Here is a 13,053-nt window from a genome sequence, read left to right on the forward strand (position 1 = left end):
TCATGCTTAGTATGAAAAACTTTGATTTCTAATTATACCTGTTCCGTTGATAGATTAGCGTCAAAGAGGGGAGATTCTTATGACACTAACAGTTTGGTTATCACTTTTTACCGTGTGTTTATTAGGGGCAATGTCGCCAGGTCCAAGTTTAGCGATTGTCGCTAAGCACTCATTAGCTGGTGGCCGCGTGAATGGTTTGGCTACCGCATGGGCGCACGCGTTTGGTATTGGTATTTATGCGTTCATTACCTTGATAGGTTTGGCAGTGGTACTTCAACAAAGCCCGTTGCTATTTAAGACTATTAGTTTGGCAGGTGCTGCTTACTTGGCGTATCTCGGTTTCAATGCATTGCGCTCAAAAGGAGGTGTGGCAGCGAAGCTCGAATCCGGTGAAGAGACGACGGTTTTACAATCGGCGCGAGAAGGCTTTCTTATTTCGATTCTAAGCCCGAAGATTGCTCTGTTCTTCATCGCATTGTTCAGTCAGTTTGTGGCACTGGGTAACGATCTGAGCAACCAAATGATTATCGTCGCGACACCGTTTGTCGTCGATGGTTTGTGGTACACGTTCATCACATTGGTGCTGTCGAACTCGCGCGTCGTTGACCGTATTCGCTCAAAAGCGGTACTGATTGACCGACTATCTGGCATCGTTTTGATGCTATTAGCTGTGCGAGTGGTTGTGACGATTTAACTAAGTCGAACGCATTGTATAAAAAGCAAAAAGGCTACCGCGATGGTAGCCTTTTTTTGTATATGGCAGACAAAAAAACATCCTAACTCTTAACGAGATAGGATGTCAGCAAAGAAGGTTGCTCAGGAACATAGGGGGAGTGTGGAACCTTCAGAAGCGTTAGCGACGAACTTCTTCAAACTCGCCTTCAATCGCGTCGGATTTGCCCGTATTGAATTCATACTCTTCATGCATTTCTTGTTGCATTTGCTTCACGCGCTTTTCAATACGTTTACCAGTAATCAGTGCAGCGATGGTCAATGGAATCGCCATGATTAGGCTGAATACCAAAGTAAAAAAGCCAGTAATCAGTGCTAGTGCAGTAACGATAATTCGATTCATAATCATGACCTCTCTTTCAATCTATGGGTTCATATTACGAGTTTGAATATGAACGAAACATGAATATACCGTTCAATTTCGCATCGATTTGTCTGAGGAATGTCAAAGTGTCTTAAAAACGAAAAAACGCCTGAGGGTCATCAGGCGTATAAGCGGGGAAGTATATTAGTAATGCGCAAGGCGCTTATTATTTAAAACAAATGCTGGGGTGTTGCTCGTTACACATTGTGGTTAACGTTGTGGAGCAAGGTTCACCTTATTGAGGGAATGTTTGGTAACGAACGCCCATCATTTGTTCCATACAGTGCACAACTTGGCAGCTGTAACCGAATTCGTTGTCGTACCAGATGTACAGTACACAACGCTTGTCTTGAGCGATGGTCGCTTGACCATCTACCACACCTGCGTGGCGAGAGCCAACTAGGTCGCTTGATACGATTTCTGTCGAATCTGTGTAATCGATCTGCGCAGAAAGCTCAGAGTTCAATGCCATTTCACGTAGGTATTCGTTTAGCGAATCACGGTCTACATCTTCACCTAAGTTTAGGTTCGCAACTGCCATTGATACGTTTGGAGTAGGTACACGAATTGCGTTGCCTGTAAGCTTACCTGCAAGTTCCGGCAGTGCTTTTGCTACCGCTTTCGCTGCACCTGTTGATGTTAGAACCATGTTCAATGAAGCGCTGCGACCACGACGATCGCCTGAGTGGAAGTTGTCGATTAGGTTTTGATCGTTGGTGTAAGAGTGAACGGTCTCAATGTGGCCAGAAAGCACGCCGTACTTATCGTTAAGTGCTTTTAGAACCGGAGTGATGGCGTTAGTCGTACAACTCGCTGCAGAGATGATAGTGTCATCTTCTTGAATCACAGATTCATTCACACCAAATACGACGTTCTTGATGTCACCTTTACCTGGTGCAGTAAGTAGTACTTTCTCTGCTCCGTTACATGCCACATGTTGGCTAAGACCTTCGGCATCACGCCAAACACCTGTGTTATCAACAACAAGTGCGTTGTTGATACCGTAAACAGAATAGTCCACATCACTTGGGCTGTTAGCGTAAATGATTTGAATGTAGTTACCGTTCACGATTAGCGCTTTACGCTCTTCGTCAATCACGATGCTGCCGTTGAATTGTCCATGAACAGAGTCACGACGCAGCAAGCTAGCACGCTTTTCTAAGTCGCCTTTCTTACCGCCACGCACAACAATTGCACGCAGACGCAGTGGGTAACCAGGACCGCTCTTTTCAATCAGCAGGCGAGTCAATAGGCGACCGATACGACCGAAACCATAAAGAACCACATCACGAGCAGCCAGAGATGAATCTGCATCGCGAGCACCATGTAAAGCGGTGTGTAAGAAGTCGTTAAGTGCAGCTGTGTCTTCGTGATCTTTCCAGTACATACCAGCAAGCTGACCAACATCTACTCTGCAAGATGAAATGCTCATTTCGCACAATGCTTGGATGATTGGCATGGTTTGTTCTAGAGAGAGAGGGCTTCCGGTGTAACGTCTTGCAATACGGTGAGTTTTGAGAATGTCGATGGTTGTTGCGTTGATAAGTGTTTTACCAAACAGAACCACTTCGATTCCTTTTTGACGATACAGCTTACCAATAAGAGGGGAGATAGATTCAGCAATCGTTTGGCTAGTTTGCCAGTCTTGGAGATATTTCTCTGGACTCATTGTTGTTTTGGACCTTTCACGTTTTGGGGGCTGACCTTACTTTCTGCTGTTACCTCAACGGTAGAGCGTGAAGTGAGGGTGTTTTGTAATTGGGTTGTAATAATTATGTGTGCGGATTGTACGGGTGGAGGTCTTATTCTGCTAGGAAAAATAAATCCAGTTTAAAGTGTCGTGAATCGTCTTTTTGATGGTCGATTAATGTGACTAAGGCAGGGTTTGATGGGGATTGACTTTTTACAAATATGAAACTTAATTCGCGATGATAAAGGATCGTTTCAAATATGAAGGTTGTAACAATGATAGGGTGCATTTGGTTTTTGTGATTCTTGTTATCTTTAACACGAAAATAGTAAACGTTTTAGGCGCTTTTTAGCGGTAGATCGGGATTCACCAATGGTATGAGTCGATTTAACCAAATCTGTTTAAAAATGATGCTGCAAAATTTTGCAAGTAGTCACACTTTTTGTTTGGTTAACCTTGGTGCAACAAAGGGCTCTAAGTGTTGTTTTTGCCTATTTGAGCAGATAAGCGAAGCAAAAGCGCCAATAAAACCCTTCGCATAAGTTCATATTCAATCTATGAAAGTAGTCTAGTATTAATTCGAGGGCCTTTTCTTAACTCGGGCGAACGGATGATAAAACTTTCTATAAAATTACGTTTAGCTCTACTCGCACTGTTACCTGCGGTGGTTATTTCTGTGTTCGCCGTTCACCAATTCTCTGTTAACTCCCAACGAGTCGTCAGACTCAACCAAACCGTCAGTAATATTCAAGGCTTAAAGCTGATTTCAGAAGCCTCTCACTTTGTATACGAGATGGAGAAAGAGCGGCACCAATATGGAGAAGAACAGCCTCTTCCTATTGAAGTCAAAGTTCAACGAGATAAAGCGCTCGCCATTTATGACAAATTCATGAAAAACAGCCACACCTTGGAGTACTCCGATGATTTAAAGCGAGCCATGTTAGATGTGATCTCTGGTGACATAAGTGACAGTGTGGATGCGGGAGATTGGTCATTTCGTCTCTTACAGGAAATGTCTGAAGCGCTGGTTCAGCATTACCATCTATTCGAAAGTGACGAGGCGCATTGGATGCAAGACTTCATTGCTTATCTCGCACAGCTTTCTTATTGGACGCAAAAAGAGGCATGGTTGACCTATCGCTTGGTGTTAGAGCCAGAAAGCAAGCCGAATCAAGGGATGTTTTTCCAAGCCATTGAGCGACAACAGCAAAGTTTGGAAGGGTTCCTAAAGCTAGGGGCTTCAAATGAGCAAGTTGATAAACTACTGAGCTTGTACACATCGCCGCGCTATCTCTCTAGCATTGAAGCTCGTGGACGTTTGATGGCTGGTGAGTTGTCGCAATCGGACTATGTGACTTATCTGAGAGACCTTGACCACCGCGTGCAACGTTTACAAGTGATGACTGAAGGGTTCACTCAGCAAGTTGAGAGTGCGCTATTAGTCCAAGTCAGCTCTCAAAAACAAAGCATCACGTTGATGACATCGGGAGTCATGGTTATCATCGTCTTATTGTGTTGGTTGGGATTTGGTACTTGGTATCGAGTGCACAGCAAACTGGACGCTATCATTCACTCTCTCAACACTCTCATCCATGAGCATGTGAAAGGAGAGAAGGTTGCCGTTGACGGTAATGATGAATTCACCATTTTCGCGCAGCAAGTCAATCGCATGATGGAAGAGCAAAACCGACAAACAGAAGAGATTCTTAAAACCAAAGAGTCAGCCATCTCTGCAAACCGCGCAAAATCGGTCTTTCTTGCCAGCATGTCCCATGAAATACGAACTCCGCTAAATGGCATTATTGGGATGACGGAGATACTGTCGCAAAGTGATCTTTCCGATCATCAGAAAGAAGTCTTAACCGATATCGATACTTCGTCTCATACGTTGTTGACTCTACTAAACGACATTCTTGATTTATCGAAAATTGAATCCGGACACTTGCAACTTTCCTTAATAGAGACGGACATTCGCGAGGTCGTCTATCAGTCGATGATTTTATTTCAATCCAAGGCAACGTCTAAGCAATTGGAATTAAACATCAACCTGGATGAACGTATTCCTCCGCGCATTATGGTCGACGATCACCGCATCAAACAGATCATCATGAACTTAGTTTCGAATGCGGTGAAGTTCACCCATGAAGGGCACATTTCAGTCGATGTTGATTATCAAGAGTCGACGACGCAAAAGAGCGTTTTCCTAACGTTCAGAGTGACAGACACAGGGGTAGGTATTGAGCGAGACAAACTGAATACCATATTCGAACCTTTTACTCAGGAAGATGAAGGCATCTCACGCCAGTTTGGTGGCACCGGATTAGGTTTAGCGATTTGTCGTCAATTGGTTGCCATGATGGGGGGCAAACTCACTGCGACATCATCTAAAGGGATTGGAACCAGTTTCGAATTCTCAATCGAAGTGGAAGTGCTTCCAATTGTTGGCTGGCGTTCAGAAATAATCCGAACCGGTATACTCATCGCAGACCAATACCCTTACACCGACCAAATCGTTAAAGAATGCCGCTTGGCAGGAATACAACTCTCAGAGGTTAAGCACATTGAGGATTTGACCTCCTCCGCAAGAGAATCTGAAGTCATTTTTTACTGTCATGATGGCAAAAGTAAGCTGGATTCAGCTATTGATGAGTTAGAGAATTACGTCGACGCGAGCCGAATCATTGTTTGCCAACATCACCTTACCACCACCTATACCAACTCAGAACGAATTCATGCGGTGCTGACTCAGCCATTTCTTGGTAATCGCTTTAGGCATGCCATTGATGAGCTTGCTCAAGTTGAACAGAATGCTAAAAGTTACCATGTCACGCAATCGGCTGTGATTCACAATATTAATCAGTCACGCACGCACCGTCGCATTTTGATTGCCGAAGACAATTTGATGAACCAAAAGATAGCCAGTTTCTTTCTAGATAAAGCTGGATACGATTATCTCATCGCGAGTAATGGGCAGGAAGCTCTGGAGGCAATCACTACAGGCGAGCAGTTTGATGCCATTTTGATGGACTGCATGATGCCAGTAATGGACGGGTTGACTGCGACAAAAGAGATTCGTCGTTGGGAGAAAGAAGTCGGGAGCGACAAAATCACAATCATTGCTCTTACAGCTAGCGTGCTAGAAGAAGATATCCAAAACTGTTTTGCTGCAGGGATGGATGCATACTTACCGAAACCTTACAAATCGAATCAACTATTTGAGTTGTTTAATGAACTAAAGCTTGCTTAAATCGCACTTGAAAGCCGGACTCTTTACGGCTTTTAGAACGATAAAGAAAAGGAAGTAACATGTTCAAACTTGCTGTAATCGGGACAAACTGGATCTCTCAACAATTTGTTGAAGCCGCGATTCAGACCAAAGAATTTTGCCTTCAAGCTGTTTACTCACGCGATGTAGAGAAAGCGCGAGAATTTGGCTCACCTTACAACGCAGAAGCATACTACGACAGCCTAGAGGCGCTGGGTGCCGATGAGAACATTGATGCAGTGTACATTGCAAGCCCTAACTCATTTCACGCGCCTCAAGCAATGCAAATGCTTAAAGCCGGTAAGCATGTGATTTGTGAAAAGCCAATGGCGTCTAATTATTCTCTTGCTCAAGCGATGTTCAAAACGGCTGAAGAAAATAACGTCGTATTGTTTGAAGCCTTCATGTCGCCATACACACCAAACTTCCAAGTGCTAAAAGATAGCCTTCCGACGATTGCTCCTCTTCGTCATGCCACCATTAGCTACTGTCAGTATTCTTCTCGTTACCAGAAATACCTCAACGGTGAGAACCCAAATACCTTCAATCCAGAGTTTTCCAACGGTTCTATCATGGACATTGGCTACTACTGTGTTGGTTCTGCTGTTGAGTTGTTTGGAGAGCCTAACAGCGTACAAGCAAGTGCTCATGTTCTGCCCTCAGGCGTTGATGGTTGTGGCAGCGTGACGCTCGCTTACGATGGCTTTAATGTGAACCTATTGCACTCGAAGGTGAGTGATTCACTTATCCCAAGCGAATTCCAAGGTGAACAGGGCAGTGTGCTGGTGGATATGATTGCCACAGGTCGTGGCGTTGAACGCATTCTACGTGGCGAAGACAAAGAGGTTCTCACGCAACCTCAAGAAGAGAACCACATGTTCTATGAAGCGCAGGCGTTTGCTAAGCAACTAAAACTTGGCGCGATTGACCCTCAAATGAAGCAGCGCTCATTGACTGTCGCCAAAGTACTAACTGAAGTGAGAAGACAAACTGGTGTTGTGTTTCCTGCCGATAAAATCGCATTAGGTTAATTTACTCAACTTCCTCATCAAACACTAAAAAGCCCTCGTTATGAGGGCTTTGTTTTGTGCGATATTCTTAAATTATTTTTAAGCGGATGCAAGCTTATGAATGGTTTTGCGATACGTAATATAAGCGGCAATGCCAGCCATTATGTTACCGAGACATGCACCAATAAGTAGTCCTTTGATTCCGCCCATTTGTGCACCGACCCACAGGCAAGGAAGGAAAAACAAGAACAGACGCAATGCTGAAATCGTTAACGCGGTGTATGACTTGCCTAAAGCGTTGCAGATAGACACCATCAGCATACACACGCCCAAAGAGCCTAAGCTAATTGGCACTATCATCAGGTGCATTTCAAGTACGTTGGTCACTTCTGCATCGCTAGTCATCAGCAGCGCAAGTGGGTTTGCGGCGATAAATGTAATCACTGCAATCAATAGCTGGAAACCTAGAATGAATTTCACCGCGATAGAAATCAGCGATTGGATATCAGTATAGTTTTTCGCACCCAATAAACGACCAACCATTGGTGGCATAGACATGGTTAATGCCAATACAGAAACGATGGCGAAGAACTCGTAGCGAGATCCCAAGGCCCAAGAAGCGACAGCGGCAGTACCAAAGCCTGCAAGTAGCTTGGTCGCTAACATAGATGATAGCGGTGGCAGAAGCTGGCTGATCATCGCTGGGCCCATGATATTACCAATCGAAGTGATGCTCTTAACCACATTCAAATCCTGCCACTGGAAGGTTGCCCAATGGTTTTTTTGAACACGAGGTGCGACGACCAATATACCGAAACCAAAGGCGATGATAGTGGCAATTGCTGCGCCGTTAATCCCCAAATCAAACGTGAAGATAAATAACGGATCGAGCACTAAGTTCACACCGCTGGTGACCATCATCATGGTGCCAGGTAGCATGGTGTTGCCATTGGCGCGGCAGATACTGTAGTAGAAATACAGCACCGCACCTACCCAAGAGCTCAATAGCCACCAAGGCCAGTAACTGTCGATGATTGGCATCACGGTATCAGGTGCGCTCAACAGCGAGAGAATAGGGTAGCGCAATAGCCAGATAAGCAAGCCAAATACAGCCACGCCCACAGAGCCAATCATCAGGACGAGACCGCCTAACTGTTTTGCATAGCGAGTGTCATTTGCGCCTAGCGCTTTTGAAATAACAGCGGTGGTAGCAATACCGAGGCCAACCTGAATGCCAATGACCACCATTTGCAAAGGCAGAGTAAAGCCTTGAGCCGCAAGTGGCAAAATGCCCAGTTGACCGATGAAGGCACTGTCAACAAGTTGAAAGCTCATCAATGACAACACACCAAAGAGCATTGGCCATGTCATAGTAAACAGTTGTTTTGCTAACGTCGGTTGTGCGTTAGAAGAAGTAGAAGGCATAGGAACGTTGAGTGTGTTTAGAACAGAAATTGATTTTATTGTACACAGTGTACAACAAAGAGACAAAAAGAAACCCCGAGCAAGTTATCCCTGCTCGGGGTTGAATTCTGAAACTAATTCGACTTATTTTTTGCCGCTAGTTTGCTTGTCTTCTTCAGTCAGTTCGCGGATACGACGGCTGATGTCACGACGTGCTTTAGAGATTTCTGCACTCTTGATGATGTGATCGTCAACGCGGTCTTCGTAATCTGCTTTCATGTTTTTGATGATTGCTAGGATTTCATCGTGAGTCATTTCTGGCTTGATGTAGTCTAGTAGGTTTTCTAGTAGATCTACACGTTTACGGTTGTCACGAACTTTTTTCTCGTTATCAAGCAGCTCACGTTTTAGTTTGTTTTTACGACGAGCTTGGTTCACGATTTCAAATACGCTACTCATGGTTCCCTTTCCTAATTTGTGAATATCTGACTCGATTAAAGCACAACATCTCGTGGCATAACAGTCTTTAGATCAAACGTCATGCTGGGTTGAGCATTTATCCATCAATTCTGATGAGCTATTAACAATCGAGTGTTAAAAGCGTGAATGTTGCTCACTTGAACGCAGGGACTCGTTGTCATGGTGATGCCTTCGCTATATTATCAGCGTCATTCAATACAAAAATATGAAGCTCGAAATGAACTCTGGGACTATTGCGGAGCAAGTTGAAAGCCAAGATGTCGAAACCCAAAACGACTCTCTGGCGGCCAAGCTCAAAGCATCCTATGTTGCGGCGAGAACGCAACTTGAAATCACTGAAGTCGAACTCAATCGTTCGAAGATAATGATGATTGATGAGAATGGAAAAATGACCAAGGTGTCGATTCTCTCAGAGCATTAAGACCTAACCCGATTCGCAAAGGGTGTCAGGTCCATGCACTATGCTTTAGCCTGATACCCAAATTCAAATGCAACAATAATAAGGAAATGCATTATGAAAGTTGAGCTAACGGCAATTGAAGCACGAGTAATTGGCTGCTTAATCGAAAAAGAAGTGACCACCCCCGACCAATACCCTCTAAGCCTTAACGCGCTGACTAACGCATGTAACCAAAAAAGTAACCGCGAACCAGTAATGTCGCTATCCGAAGCCGATGTTCTGGATGCGGTTGATGCGCTAATTGAACGCCGTCTAGTCAGCGACGAAAGTGGTTTTAACAGCCGCGTGAGCAAATACCAACACCGATTCTGCAATACTGAGTTTGGCGATCTAAAACTGACGGAACAAGAAAAGGGCATCGTATGCTGCATGTTGCTTCGTGGTGCGCAAACTCCAGGTGAAATCCGCACTCGTACTAATCGTCTAGCTACTTTCAATGATGTAAAAGAAGTCGAAAACGTACTTGAGCATCTAGCAAGTGATGAGAAAGGCCCGCTTGTGGTTAAACTTCCTCGTGAAGCTGGCAAACGTGAGTCACGCTACATGCACCTATTCTGTGGTGAAGTGGATGTGAGTGAGTTAGCAGTAGCAAGTGCAGCCCCTTCTTCTGCGGGTTCTGAGCGTATTGCTCAATTAGAACAAGAAGTCGCGGAACTTCGTGAAGAGCTTGCAGCGCTAAAAGAGCAGGTTGAATCTCTACTTTCATGAGTGAGACTGCCGAGCAGAATTGGAGCGTCTACCTGATTCGTAATAACCGCAATGCATTGTATTGCGGTGTGACGAACAATGTTGAGCGACGCTTCAAGCAGCACGAGAGTGGGAAAGGCGCGAAAGCCTTAAAAGGAAAAGGGCCACTAACGTTAGAGTGGTCCTGTTCTTTTGAGAACAAAAGCATGGCAATGAAGGCTGAATATTTCATCAAGCAGCTTACCAAGACGAAGAAAGAACTGTTGGTGCAAAAAAGCGCGGATATTCAGGTAGGTGAAGACCAATTGCTTGCATTTCAAACGCGTAAATAACAACGCTAAGAGATCATCCAGTTGCTTGATAGGCGTTTGAGTTAAATCTAGCAAGTACAACCCTCAATCGGTCAAAAAGTGCAAAATTGTGCAGCTAGTTCAACGTTTGTCCTCTAAATTAATACCTAATTATGTCAAAAAATAAACCGCCTTCAAATGGCGGTTTATTTTTGGCGCTTGTGGGTATCATTTCGGGCGCTTGTACCACATAATACGTTGATGTCCGTTCGGCTTTATATCAAAAATATTTATATAGAAACGGACAATTTATGGAAGATGAAATTAATAGGGTAAAGGATGACTCGGCTAGGTAATAAAATAGAGCAGCTCCATGCTCCATAAAAAACTAAATGAGCAACAAATGAATAAAGCGTTACTATTTTCCTTAATTTCTATGGTGAGTTTTTCTCCAGTTACCCACTCCACTCAAGTGTTGAATGGGTACTGGGCATATCAAGAATTCTTAGATGAATTTCCTGAGCAGAGAAAACTGACCAATGCGTTGGCGGAAGCCGTTCGAGAGCGTCCTGTTCCGCTTTCTAAAGCCAAAAAGCGTCCACTCAAAATATCGGTTGTTTATCCAGGGCAACAAGTGTCCGATTATTGGGTAAGAAACATCGCTGCATTTGAAAAAAGATTAGACAAGTTGAATATCAACTATCAAATCAACCAAGTATTTACACGACCAAATGCCGATATTAAGCAACAGAGCTTGTCATTAATGGAGGCGCTGAAGAGCAAATCCGATTATTTGATTTTCACGCTTGATACAACAAGACACCGTAAATTTGTTGAGCACGTATTAGATTCCACCAACACCAAATTAATCTTACAAAATATCACCACGCCAGTGCGTGAATGGGATAAACATCAGCCATTTTTATATGTTGGGTTTGACCACGCAGAAGGCAGTCGTGAACTCGCAACAGAATTCGGAAAGTACTTCCCAAAACACACATATTACAGTGTGCTTTACTTTTCTGAAGGGTACATTAGCGACGTAAGAGGTGACACTTTCATTCACCAAGTTAACCGTGACAATAACTTTGAGCTACAATCAGCGTACTACACGAAAGCAACCAAGCAATCCGGCTATGAGGCCGCGAAGGCGAGTTTAGCGAAACACCCAGACGTTGACTTTATTTATGCGTGTTCGACCGATGTGGCTTTAGGCGCTGTTGATGCATTGGCTGAGTTGGGTCGTGACGACATTATGGTTAATGGATGGGGTGGAGGCTCTGCTGAGCTAGACGCTATTCAAAAAGGCGATTTAGACATTACCGTCATGCGTATGAATGACGATACTGGCATCGCCATGGCAGAAGCCATTAAGTGGGACTTGGAAGGAAAGCCAGTGCCAACCGTATACTCCGGTGACTTTGAAATTGTCACAAAGGCGGATTCACCGGAACGAATCGAAGCGCTTAAAAAGCGTGCATTTAGATATTCAGATAATTGATGACGACAACGCGATCAAACATAAAAAAGCGTCGCTCTCTGGCGACGCTCATTACAAAGATCATCATCCTTGTTCTTGCTCCGATCATTCTAGGGATTTTCATTCAGAGCTACTACTTCTCCAAGCAGATAATCTGGCAAGAAGTAGACAGGACGAAGCAACAAACCTCTGCACTGATCCACAATATATTTGATAGCCACTTTGCGGCGATTCAAATACATCATGACAGCAATTCCAAAAGTGAAGTGATTCGTGACTTTTACACCAGTCGAAATACGGATGCGCTCAACTTCTTCTTCCTCAGCATCGACCAGAGTGACCCGTCACATACACCAGAATTTCGCTTTCTGACCGATCACAAAGGCATTATTTGGGACGATGGCAATGCACACTTCTATGGTGTGAATGACCTGATTCTGGATAGCCTTGCGAATCGAGTGACCTTTAGCAACAACTGGTACTACGTGAATGTGATGACTTCCATTGGGTCAAGGCACATGCTGATTCGTCGAGTTCCTGTATTAGACCCACCAACTGGCGAGGTGCTTGGCTTTTCGTTCAATGCCGTTGTGTTGGACAACAACTTTGCGTTGATGGAAAAACTCAAGAGTGAGAGTAACGTCGATAACGTCGTCTTGATTGCCAATAACGTGCCTCTGGCTAACTCTTTGATTGGTGATGAGCCTTATGATGTGGTGGATGTCCTTCACCGTAAAGCTTCAGACAGAAGACTTGATAAGCTGTTGGTGATTGAAACGCCAATTGAAGTGAATGCTGTGACGACCGAGCTTTACCTGCTGACGGTACAAGATAACCAGAGCGTCGTGACGTTACAGATCCAACACATTTTGGCCATGCTCGCTTCTATCATCGGTATGATCATGATTGCGCTCATGACCAAAGAATGGATTGAAAGCAAAGTGGCGGCTCAGTTGGAGTCTTTGATGTCCTATACCCGCTCTGCGCGAGAGGAGAAGGGGTTTGAACGATTTGGTGGCTCGGATATCGAAGAGTTTGATCACATAGGCTCAACCCTAGAAAGTACCTTTGAAGAGCTAGAAGCTCAGAAAAAGTCGTTCCGAGACCTGTTTAATTTTGCGCTATCGCCAATCATGGTTTGGTCTGAAGAAAGCATCTTGATTCAAATGAACCCAGCAGCGCGCACCAAGT

General features: G+C 44.4%; 11 protein-coding genes and 1 pseudogene. 8 read left to right on the forward strand and 4 right to left on the reverse strand.

Features of this window, described 5'->3' with window-relative positions; all coding sequences use genetic code 11:
* Window positions 1–79 precede the first annotated feature (79 nt).
* Window positions 80–694 (forward strand): LysE family translocator, encoded by a 615-nt coding sequence (locus H735_RS23075; RefSeq protein ID WP_005433441.1) that lies wholly within the window; start codon window positions 80–82, stop codon window positions 692–694.
* A gap of 159 nt (window positions 695–853) precedes the next feature.
* On the opposite strand, the gene H735_RS23080 is transcribed toward H735_RS23075, so the two are convergent.
* A complete protein-coding gene (locus H735_RS23080; protein WP_005442428.1) occupies window positions 854–1,075 on the reverse strand; it encodes a hypothetical protein in 222 nt (73 codons plus the stop codon).
* Between the two features lie 256 nt (window positions 1,076–1,331).
* Window positions 1,332–2,765, reverse strand: coding sequence for a glyceraldehyde-3-phosphate dehydrogenase (locus tag H735_RS23085; RefSeq protein ID WP_005442427.1), 1,434 nt, complete (start codon window positions 2,763–2,765; stop codon window positions 1,332–1,334).
* A gap of 631 nt (window positions 2,766–3,396) precedes the next feature.
* Here H735_RS23085 and H735_RS23090 point away from each other — a divergent pair.
* Both H735_RS23090 and H735_RS23095 read left to right on the forward strand, forming a co-directional pair.
* Window positions 3,397–6,033 carry a hybrid sensor histidine kinase/response regulator gene (locus tag H735_RS23090; protein ID WP_020194120.1) on the forward strand — a complete coding sequence of 879 codons (2,637 nt, stop codon included), beginning with the start codon at window positions 3,397–3,399 and terminating at the stop codon, window positions 6,031–6,033.
* A gap of 59 nt (window positions 6,034–6,092) precedes the next feature.
* Window positions 6,093–7,082: a Gfo/Idh/MocA family protein gene (locus tag H735_RS23095; protein WP_020194121.1), complete on the forward strand. Its 990-nt coding sequence runs from the start codon at window positions 6,093–6,095 to the stop codon at window positions 7,080–7,082.
* Between the two features lie 78 nt (window positions 7,083–7,160).
* On the opposite strand, the gene H735_RS23100 is transcribed toward H735_RS23095, so the two are convergent.
* The gene (locus H735_RS23100; protein WP_027726542.1) at window positions 7,161–8,486 is read right to left on the reverse strand and encodes an MATE family efflux transporter; all 1,326 of its coding nucleotides are present in this window, start codon (window positions 8,484–8,486) and stop codon (window positions 7,161–7,163) included.
* A gap of 123 nt (window positions 8,487–8,609) precedes the next feature.
* Window positions 8,610–8,924 (reverse strand): DUF496 family protein, encoded by a 315-nt coding sequence (locus H735_RS23105; protein WP_005442423.1) that lies wholly within the window; start codon window positions 8,922–8,924, stop codon window positions 8,610–8,612.
* 238 nt (window positions 8,925–9,162) lie between these two features.
* Here H735_RS23105 and H735_RS23110 point away from each other — a divergent pair, with 238 nt between their 5' ends.
* The 5 genes and pseudogenes from H735_RS23110 to H735_RS23130 all read left to right on the forward strand — a co-directional run.
* Complete coding sequence (locus tag H735_RS23110; RefSeq protein WP_009704769.1) at window positions 9,163–9,366, forward strand: hypothetical protein; 204 nt, start codon at window positions 9,163–9,165, stop codon at window positions 9,364–9,366.
* Window positions 9,367–9,459: 93 nt separating this feature from the next.
* Window positions 9,460–10,113 carry a YceH family protein gene (locus tag H735_RS23115; RefSeq protein ID WP_009704768.1) on the forward strand — a complete coding sequence of 218 codons (654 nt, stop codon included), beginning with the start codon at window positions 9,460–9,462 and terminating at the stop codon, window positions 10,111–10,113.
* On the forward strand, window positions 10,110–10,424 hold the full coding sequence (locus tag H735_RS23120) for a GIY-YIG nuclease family protein (protein ID WP_020194123.1): 315 nt from the start codon (window positions 10,110–10,112) through the stop codon (window positions 10,422–10,424). Before H735_RS23115 ends, H735_RS23120 begins: the two co-directional genes overlap by 4 nt.
* A gap of 361 nt (window positions 10,425–10,785) precedes the next feature.
* Window positions 10,786–11,883 (forward strand): autoinducer 2-binding periplasmic protein LuxP, encoded by a 1,098-nt coding sequence (locus H735_RS23125; protein ID WP_027726543.1) that lies wholly within the window; start codon window positions 10,786–10,788, stop codon window positions 11,881–11,883.
* Window positions 11,883–13,046 (forward strand): annotated as a pseudogene (locus H735_RS23130) (LuxQ periplasmic sensor domain-containing protein); the annotation flags it as partial. The gene H735_RS23125 and the pseudogene H735_RS23130, both read left to right, overlap by 1 nt.
* Between the last annotated feature and the right edge of the window lie 7 nt (window positions 13,047–13,053).

The organism is Vibrio owensii CAIM 1854 = LMG 25443 (assembly GCF_000817815.1).
Taxonomy (GTDB): domain Bacteria; phylum Pseudomonadota; class Gammaproteobacteria; order Enterobacterales; family Vibrionaceae; genus Vibrio; species Vibrio owensii.